This is a genomic window from Sporosarcina sp. So3-204, from assembly GCF_058068165.1.
In genome coordinates, this window is the sequence record NZ_CM176485.1 from 2,394,584 (window position 1) to 2,411,257 (window position 16,674).

Here is a 16,674-nt window from a genome sequence, read left to right on the forward strand (position 1 = left end):
ACTATTCCCCCCTTTTTGTAGTGTTTTAAGCCGGCCAGCCTTCTACTTAGTATATGGACTGGCACGCGAAGGGATTGGACAAACCATCTGGTGCAAACGCACATTTTTTTACCTTCTGTTTACTTTGGCAAGAATAAGCGAACTATGTATGTAAATAAAAAAAGGCGACCGCTCAAATTAATGAGTAGTCGCCTTTTCCATAAAATGCTACAGGTGATAGTGTCCAGTCAGACACACCTAGGGAAGCAAGTCAGCGTATACCAACCTACATTGTAATTTAACATTAACTAATTAATTAATCAACTACTTTTTGATGTCATCATATCGCTTTAACACTGTTGCAAACTGTTCGCGTGTCAATGGTTCACTAGGACGTTCACCGTTCATTAACTTAACTTCAGGACTGCATGCCCAATCCCAACCCTCTTTATGTGATTCGCTTACTGGTCTATATTCTGGCACGCTTCCCACTTCTTTATTTTTCGGAATCAATTTAAAATAGGCTGCCAAACCTTCAGCAATTGCTATTCCTTGTGCTTTTAATTTTGCGTCTGAACGTAACGCTGAAATATCTACAGTTGAGTCCATGAAGCCTCCCTCTGTTAAAATTGCGGGCATATTAGTTTCTCGAAGCACATGCAGATTAGCCTTTTTAATGCCACGATTTTTTAGTCCCATCGCTTTTAATATCTGTGGATGCACAGTTTTTGCAATTTCAGCTGATTTAGGATTCGATCCCGGTGCGTCATTCGTAAATGTTTCTGCACCGCCGTGAGTACCCCACTTGCCCGTCAAAGCATTATGATGGATTGATACATAAACGTCTGCTTTAAATCCGTTAGCTTGGTTAGTCCTAGCAGCTAGTGGTACATCTGATTTACCTGATGCGTCATCCACACGCAAGATTGCTGTATTATCGTATTCTTTTAATCTAGCAATACACGCAAGCGCTACTTTGTTGTTAAACGACCATTCGCGTTCATTGTCTGGTGTTCTCTTGCCTGGCGTATATAATCCGTGACCTGCATCAATTACAATTCTGACCATTATTTCAACCCCTTCTTTATCAATTCTTCTTCCTGTCTTTTCGCTTTATCAGTCATAATATATTGATTTTTATAGATCCCATAACCGATTAAAATTAATGGTACAAACGTAAGTAACATATCAGTAAAAGCATTAATAGTACCATTATTAAAATGTACCAACTCAATACCAAGCGACTGCAAAAATAAAAGGATGCCTCCTAGAGCACCCCCGAGAAAAGCTATATATTGTTTTAATTTATCTGCGTTCATTTAATTCCCATCCTTTCTGTCTAACTCGTCAATCCTTTTGTGCGCTTGCTTGGTGGATTCATCTATACGGACCACTTGCTCTGACAAAACCGTATGATTCCGTTCCTGTACTTTTAAATCCACACGAATTGAGTCCACTCCTTGCCCGATGGAATCTAGTTTTGTTCGCACGACCGCGTCGTTAGCCGCATCTGCTTTTACATCCTTATCTCTGTTTTTTTGAAACGTGAAATAGCCAATAATCATACCAACAATGGCGCAAATTACTCCAAACTCTATTTGCATTCAATCACTCCTTATATTTTAGACAAAACAAAAAGAACGCCCGATGTGGACGTTCTAAAAAAGTATTTTAATTAAAATACTTTTCTTTTTCCTACAAGTTTAGACAACCCATCCAAATCAGGAAAAATCGTAAAACTATTCACTCCATTCATATGAAGATAGGAAATAACATCCTCAAATAAATCCGTAGTAATTTTAATCTCAGTTAAGATATCGTAGTGATTTGGCAACTTAAATTCTAACTCTTGATTTAGTCCACCATTAAAATTACCTTGTAATGTAAATTGACCTTGCTGTGCTATTAAGCGTGGTGAATTATATATTGGAGCAATAGCATGTGATGAAAGACTTTCCTTATTTACATAACTTTCAAAGTCACCTCTTGGCATAATTAAATCTTCTTTATCTCTTAATGTCATGTTTAATTTAGCTGGATTAAGAAGCCAAATACTCGGTTCGTTTTGTAATGGATTCCAGTTAAGAGTCGCAAAATATAAAGCTGTTGATAAGGAAGTGGTCCAATCCAACAAACGAGTGGGAGCTCCGTGATGTTGCATAATATAAAGTAACTCCCATTCATCTTGTGTTTGATGTAAACTATAACCTTTTGTCATAAATTCATATAAATAAGATTTCTCTAACCTTTTTATAGCTTCAAGGTCATCAGATATTCTAAAAAGAGAAGAATCCAATGAATACTCTGTTTTAATTCCGTTTCCACTAATATTACTGTGTCCTCTAAACCAGATATTTCCTTCCGCTTTTAGCATAAATTGATTAACGTGACTTAAAAAGCTTTTAAACCTTTGACCAATAATAGCCATTTAAAAATAACCCCTCTCTTTCACTACCATTCGACAAAAGAGAGGGAAGTCCTTTTAAGCATAAAAAATGCGCCTTAATAGGTGTTATAGTTGCGACGCCTTATGTTCAGACGGAGTAAGTTACAAGTACTTTTCTAGTTTATCTTTGTCGCTTACATGAAGATTGGGTAATTCCAAATTGCGAGAATTAACACCGGGCGTTAATACCCTTGAATACAAAAAATCATATATACACTCGTTGATAAGAAGTGCATCTTCATCGCTAATATCGACGTCATACGAATAAATACCACCACCCGCGTGCTTTTCTTTCTTACCGATAACCCCTTTTCTTTTAAGGTCACTTTGAAAGTGAGACCTAATAGCATTTATACTTGTATAAGGGTTTCGGGAAAGAAACTCCGCAATTTCTCTCATAGTCAAAGTCTTTTCTAATGTGACTGGCGCTGTTTTATCAAAGTTCATCTTTATCTCTCCCTTTCTCTTTTTCTCACCATACTACATTAGAGAAAAGGAGTCTTTCTTTTTAATCATATATTTAAGACATAAAAAATAAAGCTAACTTATGCTGCGCTATCAATCTCACTAATAAATTGCTACAGGACATCGTCAGTCGGAATATGCAAACAAAAATAACGTCCGACTAAGGACGTTCTACTTTTATTTATAATTAAAATTAATATTGACCTACTTTAACCCACACGGTGCCTTCGCAGGTTATTTCGCTAACTGCTTCTTCTATTAATTTCTCATCATAACCTTCATATTTTTCAGTTAACACCTCAGACGGACAGTACGGACCACCATTTACATATTGGTACCCACCTTCTCTACCATCATACGATACATGTTGTGCCGGATCCTCATATTCTGATTTAAACCAATCAATCATACTAGCTACTTTATCTTTCAATTAAATCTCCCCCTCTATCTTCAATATTCGACAGATAAGGGGGAAGTCCTTCAATTATTCTATGGTATTTAAGGATACGAGATGAGCAATTTTTTCACCTTCCTGTTATTTTTAATATAAGTTTAGTAACCTATAAATAGTAGTGTCAAAGGAGATGAGAAGTTGTCGGATAAATTCAAGTTATTTTCTGTAGTCCCTGATTCCACAAAAGTGGAAGCGCTAAATCCAGTATCAAATTTAATTGGTCAAGCATTTAGAGGGATTGCACATAAGGTACTCGATCCATTAGTTAGGTACAACATCGTTAAAGATGAAGAAATGATTGATTTTGCAGAGAAAACAAAAAACAAGACAGATAAAATTCCCGATGAAAATAGAGATGATTCTAGGCTTGGTTTAACTTATAAAGCAGTTGAGGATTCGGCTTATCAACTAAATGAAGAAATACTAAGAGATATGTTCTCCAATTTAATTTCCGCTACAGTCGATAATAGAAAAAACAAACAAGTTAAGCCTTCTTTTTCATCATTACTAAAAGATTTATCAAGGGAAGATGCTGAATTATTTCAATTACTATTTAAATCAGATGGAATACCCATGTGTTCAGTTAGACTCCAAAACAGTAAAACACAACAAGGTATCGATTATGCTGAGAATGTAATTTTATTAAATGATCATGAAATTTATAATCCGAGTTCAGTAGATATTCTTAAAAGATTTGGATTAATAAAAATTAAACCAAAATCTAATTTGGTTGCTGACACTTTTGTTGAACGATATAAAAGTTTTGAATCTTCATCTTTTTACAATGACATTGAATTAAAACTTCCAATGGATACTAGCTTGATAGAAATTGATGAAGCAAGAATAATCAATGGATCCATAGTATTAACTACTACCGGAAAAAGTTTTGGAAATGTAGTTATTTCATAGAACCATTTTCTGGAAAAACCCTGTCTTCAATTTTCCGTATTTCAATAGTAGCTGTTTTAATTGTTTCTTTTAAAATAAATATGTTAATTAACGTTGACAGAACAACTGAGATAATAATTAAAATTAATGAATATAAAAAAACATTCATTACATCAACTCCATTTCGATTTAGTTAAGACTCTCTTTAGGAGAGTCTTTTTAAGCATAAAAAATACACATCAACAGGTGTTATTGATGTTGCGCATTATGTTCCAGATGCGACATAAAAAATCCAACAATTAGTATGTTGACTTCAGTAATCCTTATTAAACAAACGCACCCGATAATTGAAAATTAATATTCTTTAAGTAGTGACAATGTCAGCCTTTAAAATAGAATACATATATAAATCATCGAATTTACCACAAGTAAATTCATAATGTCTTAATAATCCTTCCTTTTCAAAACCCTTTTTATCTAACAATTTCAGCGATGCTAAATTAGCAGGTTCGACTAATGCTTCAATTCGTTCTAACTTTAAGTTTTGGAATCCATAATTAAGTACCGCTTCCAATGCTTCACTGGCAATACCTTTCCCCCAATACTCTTTGCTTAACTCATAACCGATTTCAGTTCGAGAATGCTCAACAGCCCTATTAAAAAAACCGCAACTACCAATTATCTTATCCTGGCCCTTTAACGAAATTCCCCACCTAATGCCTGTTCCCTTTTCAAAAATTGACTTATACCACGAAATCTCATCCAATGCATCGTCAATTGACTTAAATGGTTCTAATCCATAGTACCTCATCACATCAATATCAGAAAAATACGTTAGAAGGTTCTTCGCATCATCGTTGGTTACCTGTCTTAAAATCAATCTATCTGTTTCAAGCACAGGGAATGCATCTACCTCTATCATATTAAATCCCTCCTAACAGGAAAATATATAATTAACAAAATGGACCATTAGTTGAATAACAGTATTTATACCATAGTACCATAATCACCCAATTGGGAGTAATTAAAAAACACCTAATATAAGGTGTTGTTACGACAGGTTATGTTCCTAGTGTGTATTACTTTTTCTTAAGAACAATAAAAAAAATCATCATATCGAAATGATGATTTGGTTTGCTGATAACCTTGGTTTCCTATATGAACCGTTTTACCAATTAAACTAACCCCTCGGAAGCCGCAAAGGTTATCAGCAGTGTAGTAATAGTAAACATTGAAATTACAATCATCTCCTTAGTGTCTTTAGAAAAGGATTCCCATGATTTCGTCATAGCGATTGATGAAAGATTGGCAATAAAAATACCAAATATCCAATACTCGCTACTCAGAGCAATGTTTATAGATTTGGCGAGGGGTACAGGACTCGAACCCATATCTGCGGCATACTTATTAAAAGTATTGCTATTAATAGTCTAGAAATTTCTAGTAACAAAGTCAAGGTCCAAATCGTATTATTTTTTCAACATAAAAAATAACGCTAGCTTATGCTGCGTCCTCATTTTCAATATCATATCCAATTTCAGTTAGTTTCTTTCCTACTTCTTCACGTAAATTTGATAATTTAGGAACCATGAAATAAGGATAAACTCCTGACATAACAGCGCCAAACCAAGTACGAACAACAATACTTTTTTCATTAAACATTGACTTCCGCCTCCTCGATAATTTCAGTAACGACAGCAACAAGATTAGATAGATTAGGCACTTCTTCAAGTGTTTTATCTCCTTTCAAAACTGCGTTCGCCCACGTTTTAGCGACTATGCTTTTTTTGTTAAACATATTACATTCCTCCCATCGCTATTGCCATTGATAACTCCATAATGGCTTCGTTTAAATCGTTTCGTAACGTGTCAATTTCACTCGGTGGAATATCCTCTAAAATAACTTCATTCGGTGTTACTGATACATCCACGCCGATTCCATCCGTTATTTTAATACGTTTACCTTCTGGAATCTCTACGTTTAGAAAAGGTACTCCGATTGGATTTCTTGGAGACGGTTGTCCTTGCATTGTTGATATGATGTAACCTTCGTTGTCGTAAATAATTAGTGTTTTCAATTTATCATCCCTTTCTTTATTCGAACGCATACCAATCAATGTTTTTATATGTCACACCTGTGGAAGTCGTTCCCGATAACTTAAATTCGTTTTGTGTCGGTTCAATCTTTGAAATTACAAGCGCTGTTGATCCCTGTGTTGTCCAACTTCCATTCTTTCCTATAACACACACACTTACCCCGTATCTAACATCCGTGTAAACGGTGTACATAAATTTAGTTATAATTATTTTCGGAATAAATTGTAATCCTGTGATATTTCCAATTACGGCCTCTACCGAATGAGCGCCAAATTCGCCTACGATATTTCCACTCGCCCACTTCTTACCCGTACTAATCTGCCCAATCCCTGACGCTAATTCTGCGAACGTCGGATCAAGTGGTATTGTAACCGTAGGATCAACGCCAGTAACAGCGCTCTTAATTGCCGCCTTACCGTCACTGGCTGACGTAAAAGCCGCGTCTGCTCTGTCCATTGCTGTTTTTACTGCGTTAGCTGTTGCTGCTTGTGTCGTTAAGGTGCTTGTTACAGTGTTGTTGAGCTGCACATGCCCTTTAGTTGTAGTAGACGCACTTTCCGCCAAATGCGTCGCAAGTGCTCGCTTAACCTCGTTGATTGCAGCTACTAAATTCGACTTCACATCTGTTTCTAAACTTGGTAAATTGCCTATGGAGTTTTCAATATCGGTCAATTGTAGCTCGATCGCTGATACGTCAACCGGGTTTTCTTGTCCTGGTAATAACTTTCCCGTTATAGGATCGATTAACGCAGTAATTTTATCTAACTTGTCCCAGTTGTCGTTGAGCATCGTCTTAATATTAAATGTATTGCTCCCATCAACAATAGGATCTTTCTTTAATAAATCTAAACGGCTTGTATTACTGGCCAAATTAAGCACCTCCTGCAAATTTATTTAATGGCGTAGATTCTAATTCGGAAAGCGTCATTGCTTCGACTTCTCTTATAAGTAAAAATCTGAATTCAAAATCAACAATCCTGTGAGCGGGTAATATTTTTCGAATCGCATCCTTAATATCCTCCAAGTTCGGAGGGATACCGAAGATATCATTAAATGTAATTAAGATTTTGGATTCATTTTTAATTGCTCTAGCATCTACTGATCCATGCTGAAAGGATTCAGCTACACTTTTAATCATGCTTGCGCTGACTGTTCCAATCCCTCGTATTTTCGCTTTCAATACTGAACGACGTTGGTCATATGGCTTGTTGACATCTGTCGGAATCTTAAATTCCTGTTCCTTAATTGAAAGACCCCAAGTTGCATCATCAATAAAAAACTGATTTAACACATCATCAATATCGCTTTCGAGCCGATCATAAATAATACCTTGTACACGCGCCATTTCTCGAAAGTCTGGTGACTGCCGAAGTACAGTTGGTAATTCCAAGAGCATTTCTTCTTGATTAAACATTGAATGTCACCTGCCCGACAACTGGTGTTTCGCTATCTCCCAAAGTGACGTTTTCGGTCTGCTCGTTAATAAATAAGTTGCCGTAATCTGTAACTCCCGGAATATTCAACAGCAAAGAACCGACCACCCTCTGTCGGATAATCGGTTCAACACCTTCTTGAAATGCAATTGTCTTCAAATGTTCCGCGAACACTTTTTCAAACTCCGTTTTTACAATACCAAGAGTCGTTGAAGGTAGTATTTCTACATGCGCTATTACGTTCATAACGGCAGGAATAGCACTGACTACAGTCACAAACGCCCCGACAGGTGCTCTTCCTTCACCTTGACCTGGTATTGGATCGAGTTCTGTTTGAGCAATTCCAACCAATTCAGCTGATGCAGGTAAATAATCTGTATCGACGACAACCACTTTTACTGTATCTGCTCCATCCCAGTTGGAAAATACCTTAACCACACCAACTCCATCTATTTCGCGCATCCATTCAATATAATGGGCCTTGTTGCCACTTGTAGCAGGTTCAACGACCTTCTCCTGGTATCTCACAAATAAAGAGCCGTCCGACTCTTTTTCAGAACCCGGAATAATGATTTCTCCGAGAATCGCCGTTTCTAATCCATTAACATTTTCAAGCGGAAGCATTTCTGTACCTGTCGGTATTGAATTCCCAATAACGCCAGGAGTTTCACATTGCAATTGAATACTTCTATCATTGCTGATAACAACAAAATGAAGATCCTGAACATAAAATCGACTCCCGACCGGAACAGTCACATTAAATTGCCCTCTTCTTATTGATGTAACAGCAGGATTGAAGAAAACACCCATTTCGGATGTCCTCTTTTCTAAGTATTCATCCTCACTTGTCGAAGCAAAGCCTAGTTCTTGAACCCTATCTAATGACCGGTAAAACTTAGCCGTTTGTGCCGCACTCATTGCATATGCCGCATAAATAGGCGATGTCTCACTCACGTCAAACTCTTGCCCTGTTTTATCTATCATTTCTTGTAATATTTTTTCAAATGTATGTTGTTCAAACATCAGGCTGATAACTCCTCCCTGATTTCAATTTCTCCTAGTACTGTTGCTACTGTAAATCGAACATGAAAAGCGCTCTCTTTATGTTCGATTTCAAAATCATGAACCGAATCAATTCTTGGGTCATAAATCAAGGATTCTGTTACTAAGCGTTCAATTTCTACTACTTTATAGGCAATCGTCGTTTCTTCGTCAGTAATCAATGACGTTAGCTCATTCCCGGTATCTGGTGAGTAAATAGCGTGTGCGTATCTCGTTATTTGTAGCTCCATCATAACGAATTGCTTGATTGCTTCTAAACCACTAATCAATTCGCTCGTTAATCGCTTTGTTTCAAAATCAAAACGATACGTTTTTAATTCAAGTATTTCAGTTATGATCATTTCATCTGTATTTTCAGGCATTTCTATTTCAGGCGATAGAGCCACGTGTCTTCACCCCTTATCCTTTACGATCCAGTACATAATAGGTACCACCGCCCTGGATTGTTAAAACAACTATTTTATCTCCTGTTTTCAAGGCATTCATGATTGTATGCGCTTCTATTCCTCTGGGCGTTTGCACCATCACTTCGTAGTTTGTTAGTTTTTCAGGAATGATAAATCGTTCTTTCGGCAGAACTAACTTGTTATTTTTCGTCAATCGAATACGCAGAGGGGAATCCGAAATAACATCTGCATCCATCAATCGAACAGGTCCGCTCGCTCCATTAACTCCCACAGCAATTTGTTTAATCGTGTTACTTAACGTCATTCTAATCCCCCTTTATAACACCCGCTTAATTTGCATGAACTTAGGTCCCCAATAGGAATCATTGCCTGTTAAATAGCCGTGCTCTTTACAACCACTGGACGCAAGACTTACACAATAGCCAGGACGCGTCACAATGCCAACATGCGAAACACCCGCCCGATAAGTCCCTTTGAAGAAGACTAAATCGCCCGGTTGAGCATCCTTTTTCACAATTTTCTTCCCTTTAGCTAATTGCGTACTAGTACCATGTCCAATATTTACGCCAACGCGGTTATAAACAAAGTAAGTAAACCCAGAACAATCACCAGATCCACCGGGAATATTTTTTCCTCCAAAATTATATTTCAGGCGTCCTTTGTAACTATTAGCTATAGTGACAGCTTCTTGCGCTTTTAATGAAGCTTTGGCAGAGGAGCTTGTCGATGCAACTTCCTTCTTTTGCAATTCTTCCATTTCCGGAAAATCATTTGTTTCTATCAATTGCAAATTCATCGTGTGCTTATTCCCATGAAATATATGGGTATCATCATCTATAAAATAACTTCTTTTAATGCGGATGTCATCGATGATTGCATAAACAGCACCACCGCTTGTTAATGACGAGATACCTAAAGTTTCTACATCAAGCTTTGTTTTAACTCCTTTTTTCTTCGCAAGAATTTCTTGCGCTTTTTTCGTCAATGCATTTCTATTTAGAGTTTCAGAAATGTTTTCATAATGTTGCAGTACGCCGAATTTCTTCTTCCCGGCTTCGTCTACTACTGTCGCAGTAACCGTTTCTTTACCTTCACCAGATACCAATTTCACACGTGTAGCAGTTTCTTCTATCGTTGTATCGTAATTATAATCAATGATATTTCCACCAACTTCAAGCACCCATTGCACGTCTTGCGGTTTTAATTCGGTTAGACGGACCTTCCCTAAGCGTGAAGAAATATCAAACTTTCTTTTTGACGCTTTATGCGTATCAATCATGGCTCTGAGCGCTATGTCGTATAAAGGAGTTTCGGAATCAATCAACAAATCCTTAATCACGTGTCCAGTATTTGCAAAAGCATTAAAAGGGACTTCGAAGTCTTTGCACATACGCAGCAAGACTTCATCCAATCGTTTTCCAGAAAAATCATACACATCTTTGTTAAGCAAGAAAGATTGAAGCATGTCGTAAGCGGTTAACGTAAGCATTCCGCTTTTATTCCGCGAACGATTAAAGACCGTCCCTCGAAACAATTCGCTGCCGCGCCACTTAAAAAGAAGTGTGTCACCCTCATCAACATTGACTATTTGGCGACTGCCTCCTCCTGTGTATAGGATTCTTGCGTCAATTTTTCTAGCCGCGTGATATCTTTTGCCTGACCATGTGATAGATTCCGTTGGAATTTCAAGCATATGTGTTGGTTTGACTAAAAACAGCTCAATCATGGAAGTATCAACACCTGTCCGGGAAAAATCCAGTGCCCGGGTTGCTTTACGTTACGCTTATCTCTTTTTACGAGCATATCTTTATTCGCATTCCAAATCTTTTTCCATTCAAGACTGTTTTTATAGACCACTTTTGCGATTGCCCAAAGCGTGTCACCTTTTTTAACAACATGCGTCTTGGCAACCGGCTTTGGATCAGGTCTCGCTTTTTCAGGCACTGGCTTTTTCAGGCACTGGCTTTTTCAAATCTATCTTTCTAACGGTCACGAAAAGATACTCCTTTAAGGTGATATCGTAATATAAATCCTTGATATCACCCTCACCTTCGCGATAAGTAAATGACTCTATTGAGACTGGATAATTAATCGGCGTTCCTGTAACTATAAAACGAATAGGTCTACGAGTACGTTTCCACCGCTCAATATCCTGTACAAATCGCCACGGCATCTTAAACCCTACATATTCAGTGATAGACGATTCATTAGGAGGGAAATGAGACGTGAAGCTAAATCCTTTAGCCGTTGGATCTTGAATAATTGTAACTTCTCCAAGTTTAGCAATATCAACGCTTTCGTTCTTTGATTCGTTACTTATATCTAAAATTGCAGGCAAAACGGGAAGGCGCAACTTTTCAGCGCCATTCCCGAATGAAAGCCATATTTCAAAGATACTTTTAGCCATCTACAACCATCTCCCCACCTTCGAAATATTCATCTTCTAATTGCTTTTTAACTGCCGCAACCGCTACTTTTCCGACCTTTTCAGCGTCCATGTCGTCATGGTAGTGGCTTTCGCCAATGATTTGCACAATAACATCACGAATACCGCTGACAACTGATTTTTTACCGTTGCTTTTTGATGTTGATACAGCAGCCACTTGTTCATTCGATAAATTCACTTTTTCTGGTACTCCGCCATTAAATCCAATACCATCAGCATAAGCGGGTGTTGGATTAAAGAATTTCACCGTTTTTTTATGCGACAAAACTTCTGTGCCGCGTGGTAAATTCATGAGTGTATCTGTACCTGGTGACAATCCCATTCCACCGTTTGGATAACGATATAATTCGGGACCACCGCCATCACCAAGAATCGCAGGTCCTCCAGGGTGAAAGTTTGTACCTGCGGCATAAGTAGGGGCTTGCCCTTGCCCGCGCCTTTCAGCACCCCTTTTGACTACGTAATCGACAGCCGTGCCGACCCAACCAGCACCAGTACTACCCCAATCTTTTATTTTATCCCAGGTATCACCCAGCTTTTTAAAGATGCCGGAAACATATTCCCAAGCATTTCTAAACGCTCCTACAATCGACTCTTCAACTAATGCCGCTCCCGCTTTAATCGGATTCCAAATGTTTTCCTCAAAGTAAGAAGCTGCTACGCCCCATAAAGCAGTGACAGTATTCCAACCTTCCGTAAACTTTTCACCAATCCACGCACTTAATAATTCAGCACCGATTTTTATTGGTGCCCAAACAGATTCCTCGAACCAACCAACAGCCATGCCCCACAACACTGTAATGGCTGTCCAAGAGTTGGTAACAAATGAAGATATTGCAAGCCAAGCAATCCCAGCCAATGTTACTAGTGGGGTCCAAATATTTTCTTGGAACCACATAGCCGCCATGCCCCAAATAGTAGTAATATCTAACCACGCATCGGAAATCTTGCTTGTTATTAAGACCCAAGCTAATCCAGCCAATGTTACTAATGGAGTCCATATTGTATCGTTAAACCAACTAACAGCCATGCCCCACAACACTGTAATGGCTGTCCAAGTATTAGAAATTTTAGTGGTAATCCAATCCCAAGCGATGCCCGCCGCCATCTTCAGTGGCTTCCACACATTGTCGTTAAACCACGTCGAAATAACTCCCCAAACAAGTTTCACCGCTTGTTCCGCGATGTCGTATAAACCTACAATGAAATTTAATGCTGTACTAAACCCATTCGAAAACGGAGTCCAAATATTGTTGCTAAACCAACTAGTGATTGAATTCCATTTGTCTTTAATCCAGCCTATAGCAGTACTAGCTCCGTTCGAAATAGGAGTCCATATTTTGCTAGAAAACCAAGTGCTTAAAGTTTTCCATTTCCCTTTAATCCAACCAACAGCTATTGCCGCACCTTTTGATATCGGTTCCCATACAAACCTCATGAACCAAGCAGATAATTTACCACCAATTAACTTAGCTGCATCACTCGCACTTACAGATATGGGTTTCCAAACAGATTTCCCAAACCATTCAGAAACAGATTTCCATTTCTCTTTCGCCGTGCTACTTGCACTTTTAAACTTTTCACTAATTGACTTGCTGGTTTCGGATGCGCCTTTTTTGATTGATGCCCAATTTTCACCTAGCCAATCCCCGATTGCTTCTCCACCCATAGATCCAACAACACCGCCGATAATTCCGCCGATTGCTGTTCCGACCACCGGGACGACAGAACCAAGCGCCGCACCCACTGTCACTCCTACTAAACCGCCAGCAACACCACCGACGGCACCGGGTTTTTCCTCTTTACTAGATGTTCCGATGGCTAGTGCGCCTAAAAGCGACCCGATTCCAAGTACAGGTATACCTTTCCCTAGTTTTCCTAGTCTAGAAAAACCTTTCGCTAACTTACCGGTATCTTTAACATTCGGCATTGGACTCGTTGGCGCTTTGCTACCTTTATTGGTCCATGGCATCGTATAAACTGGCTTTACTGGCTTAATTGGTTTAACCGGCTTTCCAGTTCCTGAAACCATAGGAGTACTAGTTGGACCTTTATTAAAAAATCCTTTTATTTTCTTTCCCGCACCTACTGCACCTTTAACACCTTTCGCCATTAGGCCGACTGCCGTAATCAATGGACTTAGCACTAAACTCGCTATTGACACCGCTAGTAATGTAGCAATGCCTGCTCCGCCAAGACTTTCTAGGCTAGGCTTTTTAAGTGCATCGCCCCACATACTACCTAGTGCTTTACCACCTTCTTTTACACCTAAAACTATTCCAGCAAAAATTGACTTCCCCATGAACAAGCCGATTTTTTCAGCCCAAGGTTTCCCTGAGCTATCCCACCAACCATTTAGTGCCGGCATCCCTTTAGAGTTCCACCACTGTCCAATGTCTTCCGAAATGAATTTTATTTTCCCCTCAAAATCAAGGTCCATAAAATCTTTATTGTCCAAGTACTGTGACCTTATATGATTAAATCCGTTTTCTAGCTTTGAAAAGACATACTCTGAAGCTTCTTCTCCATGCTTGTTTACGACTTTTTTCCAGCGACCCCAAGTTTCTTGGTTGTTTTCAAGCCACTTATTAATCGAATCGAGTCGGGGCTTCATTGGGCCTAAAAAGCCGTCTCCTATAGCCCGCAAAAGAGAACCCCGATATCCTTTTAATGTTGCTAGGATACCACTAGAGGTTTTAGATAACGCTTCCGCACCGCCTTTGAAAACACCCTCCACATGGTCTTGGAATCCTTCCCAACCCATTTTATTGTAATCTTTTTTGGTGATTTGCATCCCAAAACCTTTCATCATTACAAAGTTACCCATTTTAGCCATAGTCAATGCCTGCATTGCGTCATCCACTGTATGTCGTCCGCCAGACAGCGCAGCCATATCAATAGCAGCACTCGTTAAGCGCTTGATGCTCGCGGGATCATTGCCGGATAACGCAACCGCCCCTGACATAGCTGGAAATATATCAGGAGAACTAAATGGCGTTTTATCCGCCTTTTTTCCCATCCAGTCCATTAAGTCAGCAGAGGCCTTTTTGTCTCCCCTTAGCCAGTGATTCATAGCTACGCCGTAATCTTCAAACTTCATCGCCGCTCCAACAGTAGATTCTTTCAACTTTCCTAAGCCCACCGCAGCAAGCGTCACCGTAATTAATGTAGGTATTGAAAAGAGTGCTTTTTTAACCGTTCCGATTACATTTGATGCCATATTAATCGCTCGAATGGTGAACGTCCTTACTCTCGGAATAGCGGTCACGGCATAAGAAGAGACTCTCCCGATAATCCGACTTGCCATATCAATTCCTCGAACCGTGAAGTTATAACCTCTTGATAATGTTGACCTTGCAAAGTTTCCAACTCTGCGAATAACAGGCGTTGCTCTGTCAGTCGCTAGTATAGTCATTAATTGCGTTCGCGCAATATTTCTTTGAACGAACTCTCCTATCCTTCTCAAAACAGGCGTCGCTCTGTCTTTAGCCGAGACAAATAACGCATGAGTCCTCGGCATTCTACGTTTCATAAAACTTGATATAGAAGTAAGTGTTTTCGTTGCTCCATCTTTAACCTTCACGGCAACTGTGTGCGTTTTCGCGATATCTTTTAGGACAAACATATGCAACTTCTTAAGTATCTTCGTGGCGTTATCCCTTGCTCGCATTATCATTGTGAGAGGTTTATTCGCTCTTTCCCTCGCCTTGTTTAATGAGTCGATTTCACCACGAATTACTCTTAACTTTTTTGATATTTTGTCTTGAATATCGAATCTAGCAGTTAGTTTAGCCATGCATTTGCACCTCCTTTCTATTACTTTTTATTCGCTTCTTTCGCTTCTTTTTCAAGTTGTTCTAATTTGTATCCGATGTTTCCGTACAATAACGCTTTAAAGTGCTTCGGTGCTTCGTATAATTCTTTTAATTCGGACGGGGAATATTGCAATTCAATCATCGCGTAGTAAAGGTAGACTGCTTCTTTATCCCCATCCTTTATTAGTTTTTTGCCGCTTCTTCCAACTCTTCGATAGAGTCATCGAAACCATTGATTTCACTGGAATTATTAAGCCATTCAGAATATTCTCCGCCAATATGAAGCATTTTCTTCGCTACTTCGATTGGATCATGTTCGCCATATGCTTTTCGTAATTCAGCCGATTTGAAATCAGGAAAAATTGTGGATTCTACTGCGATATGCGCCATGAACCTCGCATTATTTAGCTTTTCTCCCGTTTTCTTTCTGCGTGTTCCGCTATAAACGGCTTCTATACATAGCTTTTCTAGTTCGTCGATTCTAGTTGTTGTAATAGGTTTAAAATGAAATGGAATTAACTTTCCTTTTGCATCTTTAAACCGCTTTGAAACCAAGCGTGTCACTTCCTCAATCTCTTCCGCCGCTCCGGGCATGAAAAACGATAAATCATTTACCACTTCTGATAATTCAACTTCTTCAATTTCTTCTACATCATTATTTTTATTTGTCATATAAATCTCTCCCTTTTGTTTTGGTATGTAAAAAAGAGCGAAACGAATCGCTCTTTTTAGTTAACTAAATGTTTCACTCAATTCTTCCGGCATATCAATGTCCTCAAAAGTGAATGGAACCTCTTCTTCAAGTGCTTCTGAATCAACATCAAGACCGGCTACTTTCGCACTATCAAAGTTAACTTCAAACAGAGTGACACGCTCCGTGCCTCGTCCTGAACTTGCGTCATCTAATACTGATTGCAAAGTAAAGTAAGGATCTTTGCCTGTTTTCACGTAATCAACCATGATCTTGATAAAGCGAGAAGTCACTTTGTAGAAAGTGGCTGTGCCGGTTCCGCTTGCGCCAGTCGTTTTATGACCGGTCATTCGACGGCCCATAATATTCACTTCACTCTTATTCTTTTCAATTGTTGCTTCATATGTTTTGATGTAAGCTAATTCCTCACCATCGAGGAATAAACGTCCTTCTTTACCACTAATGGTATTTTGCGCTCTAAATGACATGCT

General features: G+C 38.8%; 24 protein-coding genes. 1 reads left to right on the forward strand and 23 read right to left on the reverse strand.

The genetic code is table 11. From position 1 onward, the window contains the following. Positions 1-303: 303 nt before the first annotated feature. The 6 genes from AC3RV6_RS11640 to AC3RV6_RS11665 form a co-directional block, all read right to left on the reverse strand. Positions 304-1,047 carry an N-acetylmuramoyl-L-alanine amidase family protein gene (locus AC3RV6_RS11640; RefSeq protein WP_489746206.1) on the reverse strand — a complete coding sequence of 248 codons (744 nt, stop codon included), beginning with the start codon at positions 1,045-1,047 and terminating at the stop codon, positions 304-306. Beyond that, the gene (locus AC3RV6_RS11645) at positions 1,047-1,298 is read right to left on the reverse strand and encodes a phage holin (protein WP_489746207.1); all 252 of its coding nucleotides are present in this window, start codon (positions 1,296-1,298) and stop codon (positions 1,047-1,049) included. The genes AC3RV6_RS11640 and AC3RV6_RS11645 overlap by 1 nt, the downstream gene beginning before the upstream one ends. Further along, positions 1,299-1,583 (reverse strand): hypothetical protein, encoded by a 285-nt coding sequence (locus tag AC3RV6_RS11650; RefSeq protein ID WP_489746208.1) that lies wholly within the window; start codon positions 1,581-1,583, stop codon positions 1,299-1,301. 71 nt (positions 1,584-1,654) lie between these two features. Beyond that, positions 1,655-2,407: an FRG domain-containing protein gene (locus AC3RV6_RS11655; protein ID WP_489746209.1), complete on the reverse strand. Its 753-nt coding sequence runs from the start codon at positions 2,405-2,407 to the stop codon at positions 1,655-1,657. Between the two features lie 120 nt (positions 2,408-2,527). Then, positions 2,528-2,872: a hypothetical protein gene (locus AC3RV6_RS11660; protein ID WP_489746210.1), complete on the reverse strand. Its 345-nt coding sequence runs from the start codon at positions 2,870-2,872 to the stop codon at positions 2,528-2,530. A 211-nt stretch (positions 2,873-3,083) separates the two neighbouring features. Continuing rightward, on the reverse strand, positions 3,084-3,320 hold the full coding sequence (locus AC3RV6_RS11665; RefSeq protein WP_489746211.1) for a HEPN-associated N-terminal domain-containing protein: 237 nt from the start codon (positions 3,318-3,320) through the stop codon (positions 3,084-3,086). 162 nt (positions 3,321-3,482) lie between these two features. Here AC3RV6_RS11665 and AC3RV6_RS11670 point away from each other — a divergent pair, with 162 nt between their 5' ends. Further along, positions 3,483-4,253, forward strand: a complete 771-nt coding sequence (locus AC3RV6_RS11670) for a DUF4393 domain-containing protein (protein ID WP_489746212.1) — start codon at positions 3,483-3,485, stop codon at positions 4,251-4,253. Here the strand turns inward: AC3RV6_RS11670 and AC3RV6_RS11675 are convergent. The 17 genes from AC3RV6_RS11675 to AC3RV6_RS11755 all read right to left on the reverse strand — a co-directional run bounded on the left by AC3RV6_RS11675 (position 4,243) and on the right by AC3RV6_RS11755 (position 16,671). Then, entirely contained in the window at positions 4,243-4,401 is a 159-nt protein-coding gene (locus tag AC3RV6_RS11675; protein ID WP_489746213.1) for a hypothetical protein, read from the reverse strand. The genes AC3RV6_RS11670 and AC3RV6_RS11675 overlap by 11 nt on opposite strands. A gap of 195 nt (positions 4,402-4,596) precedes the next feature. Further along, on the reverse strand, positions 4,597-5,154 hold the full coding sequence (locus tag AC3RV6_RS11680; RefSeq protein WP_489746214.1) for a GNAT family N-acetyltransferase: 558 nt from the start codon (positions 5,152-5,154) through the stop codon (positions 4,597-4,599). Between the two features lie 578 nt (positions 5,155-5,732). Beyond that, the gene (locus tag AC3RV6_RS11685) at positions 5,733-5,894 is read right to left on the reverse strand and encodes a hypothetical protein (protein ID WP_489746215.1); all 162 of its coding nucleotides are present in this window, start codon (positions 5,892-5,894) and stop codon (positions 5,733-5,735) included. Next, positions 5,887-6,030, reverse strand: coding sequence for a hypothetical protein (locus tag AC3RV6_RS11690; protein ID WP_489746216.1), 144 nt, complete (start codon positions 6,028-6,030; stop codon positions 5,887-5,889). Before AC3RV6_RS11690 ends, AC3RV6_RS11685 begins: the two co-directional genes overlap by 8 nt. 1 nt (position 6,031) lies before the next feature. After that, entirely contained in the window at positions 6,032-6,310 is a 279-nt protein-coding gene (locus AC3RV6_RS11695) for a hypothetical protein (protein ID WP_489746217.1), read from the reverse strand. Between the two features lie 16 nt (positions 6,311-6,326). Beyond that, positions 6,327-7,199 (reverse strand): phage tail protein, encoded by an 873-nt coding sequence (locus AC3RV6_RS11700; protein WP_489746218.1) that lies wholly within the window; start codon positions 7,197-7,199, stop codon positions 6,327-6,329. Between the two features lies 1 nt (position 7,200). Beyond that, positions 7,201-7,743 (reverse strand): putative phage tail protein, encoded by a 543-nt coding sequence (locus AC3RV6_RS11705; protein ID WP_489746219.1) that lies wholly within the window; start codon positions 7,741-7,743, stop codon positions 7,201-7,203. After that, positions 7,736-8,785: a baseplate J/gp47 family protein gene (locus AC3RV6_RS11710; protein ID WP_489746220.1), complete on the reverse strand. Its 1,050-nt coding sequence runs from the start codon at positions 8,783-8,785 to the stop codon at positions 7,736-7,738. The genes AC3RV6_RS11705 and AC3RV6_RS11710 overlap by 8 nt, the downstream gene beginning before the upstream one ends. Continuing rightward, positions 8,785-9,210 (reverse strand): DUF2634 domain-containing protein, encoded by a 426-nt coding sequence (locus AC3RV6_RS11715; protein WP_489746221.1) that lies wholly within the window; start codon positions 9,208-9,210, stop codon positions 8,785-8,787. The genes AC3RV6_RS11710 and AC3RV6_RS11715 overlap by 1 nt, the downstream gene beginning before the upstream one ends. A 13-nt stretch (positions 9,211-9,223) precedes the next feature. Beyond that, a complete protein-coding gene (locus AC3RV6_RS11720) occupies positions 9,224-9,535 on the reverse strand; it encodes a DUF2577 domain-containing protein (RefSeq protein WP_489746222.1) in 312 nt (103 codons plus the stop codon). A 12-nt stretch (positions 9,536-9,547) separates the two neighbouring features. Then, a complete protein-coding gene (locus AC3RV6_RS11725; RefSeq protein WP_489746223.1) occupies positions 9,548-10,957 on the reverse strand; it encodes a C40 family peptidase in 1,410 nt (469 codons plus the stop codon). Then, positions 10,954-11,175, reverse strand: a complete 222-nt coding sequence (locus tag AC3RV6_RS11730; protein WP_489746224.1) for a LysM peptidoglycan-binding domain-containing protein — start codon at positions 11,173-11,175, stop codon at positions 10,954-10,956. The genes AC3RV6_RS11725 and AC3RV6_RS11730 overlap by 4 nt, the downstream gene beginning before the upstream one ends. Beyond that, complete coding sequence (locus tag AC3RV6_RS11735) at positions 11,168-11,638, reverse strand: hypothetical protein (protein ID WP_489746225.1); 471 nt, start codon at positions 11,636-11,638, stop codon at positions 11,168-11,170. Before AC3RV6_RS11735 ends, AC3RV6_RS11730 begins: the two co-directional genes overlap by 8 nt. Further along, a complete protein-coding gene (locus AC3RV6_RS11740) occupies positions 11,631-15,473 on the reverse strand; it encodes a phage tail protein (protein WP_489746226.1) in 3,843 nt (1,280 codons plus the stop codon). Before AC3RV6_RS11740 ends, AC3RV6_RS11735 begins: the two co-directional genes overlap by 8 nt. A 20-nt stretch (positions 15,474-15,493) precedes the next feature. After that, the gene (locus AC3RV6_RS11745) at positions 15,494-15,634 is read right to left on the reverse strand and encodes a hypothetical protein (protein WP_489746227.1); all 141 of its coding nucleotides are present in this window, start codon (positions 15,632-15,634) and stop codon (positions 15,494-15,496) included. Between the two features lie 41 nt (positions 15,635-15,675). Continuing rightward, a complete protein-coding gene (locus AC3RV6_RS11750; RefSeq protein ID WP_489746228.1) occupies positions 15,676-16,164 on the reverse strand; it encodes a phage tail assembly chaperone in 489 nt (162 codons plus the stop codon). A gap of 60 nt (positions 16,165-16,224) precedes the next feature. Further along, positions 16,225-16,671, reverse strand: coding sequence for a phage tail tube protein (locus AC3RV6_RS11755; protein WP_489746229.1), 447 nt, complete (start codon positions 16,669-16,671; stop codon positions 16,225-16,227). Positions 16,672-16,674: the final 3 nt, after the last annotated feature.

Bases quoted from the DNA above. Each gene is read 5' to 3' on its own strand.
- AC3RV6_RS11640 (WP_489746206.1), bottom strand. From the start codon at position 1,047: ATGGTCAGAATTGTAATTGATGCAGGTCACGGATTATATACGCCAGGC.
- AC3RV6_RS11645 (WP_489746207.1), bottom strand. From the start codon at position 1,298: ATGAACGCAGATAAATTAAAACAATATATAGCTTTTCTCGGGGGTGCT.
- AC3RV6_RS11650 (WP_489746208.1), bottom strand. From the start codon at position 1,583: ATGCAAATAGAGTTTGGAGTAATTTGCGCCATTGTTGGTATGATTATT.
- AC3RV6_RS11655 (WP_489746209.1), bottom strand. From the start codon at position 2,407: ATGGCTATTATTGGTCAAAGGTTTAAAAGCTTTTTAAGTCACGTTAAT.
- AC3RV6_RS11660 (WP_489746210.1), bottom strand. From the start codon at position 2,872: ATGAACTTTGATAAAACAGCGCCAGTCACATTAGAAAAGACTTTGACT.
- AC3RV6_RS11675 (WP_489746213.1), bottom strand. From the start codon at position 4,401: ATGAATGTTTTTTTATATTCATTAATTTTAATTATTATCTCAGTTGTT.
- AC3RV6_RS11680 (WP_489746214.1), bottom strand. From the start codon at position 5,154: ATGATAGAGGTAGATGCATTCCCTGTGCTTGAAACAGATAGATTGATT.
- AC3RV6_RS11685 (WP_489746215.1), bottom strand. From the start codon at position 5,894: ATGTTTAATGAAAAAAGTATTGTTGTTCGTACTTGGTTTGGCGCTGTT.
- AC3RV6_RS11690 (WP_489746216.1), bottom strand. From the start codon at position 6,030: ATGTTTAACAAAAAAAGCATAGTCGCTAAAACGTGGGCGAACGCAGTT.
- AC3RV6_RS11705 (WP_489746219.1), bottom strand. From the start codon at position 7,743: ATGTTTAATCAAGAAGAAATGCTCTTGGAATTACCAACTGTACTTCGG.
- AC3RV6_RS11710 (WP_489746220.1), bottom strand. From the start codon at position 8,785: ATGTTTGAACAACATACATTTGAAAAAATATTACAAGAAATGATAGAT.
- AC3RV6_RS11720 (WP_489746222.1), bottom strand. From the start codon at position 9,535: ATGACGTTAAGTAACACGATTAAACAAATTGCTGTGGGAGTTAATGGA.
- AC3RV6_RS11725 (WP_489746223.1), bottom strand. From the start codon at position 10,957: ATGATTGAGCTGTTTTTAGTCAAACCAACACATATGCTTGAAATTCCA.
- AC3RV6_RS11735 (WP_489746225.1), bottom strand. From the start codon at position 11,638: ATGGCTAAAAGTATCTTTGAAATATGGCTTTCATTCGGGAATGGCGCT.
- AC3RV6_RS11740 (WP_489746226.1), bottom strand. From the start codon at position 15,473: ATGGCTAAACTAACTGCTAGATTCGATATTCAAGACAAAATATCAAAA.
- AC3RV6_RS11745 (WP_489746227.1), bottom strand. From the start codon at position 15,634: ATGATTGAATTGCAATATTCCCCGTCCGAATTAAAAGAATTATACGAA.
- AC3RV6_RS11750 (WP_489746228.1), bottom strand. From the start codon at position 16,164: ATGACAAATAAAAATAATGATGTAGAAGAAATTGAAGAAGTTGAATTA.
- AC3RV6_RS11755 (WP_489746229.1), bottom strand. From the start codon at position 16,671: ATGTCATTTAGAGCGCAAAATACCATTAGTGGTAAAGAAGGACGTTTA.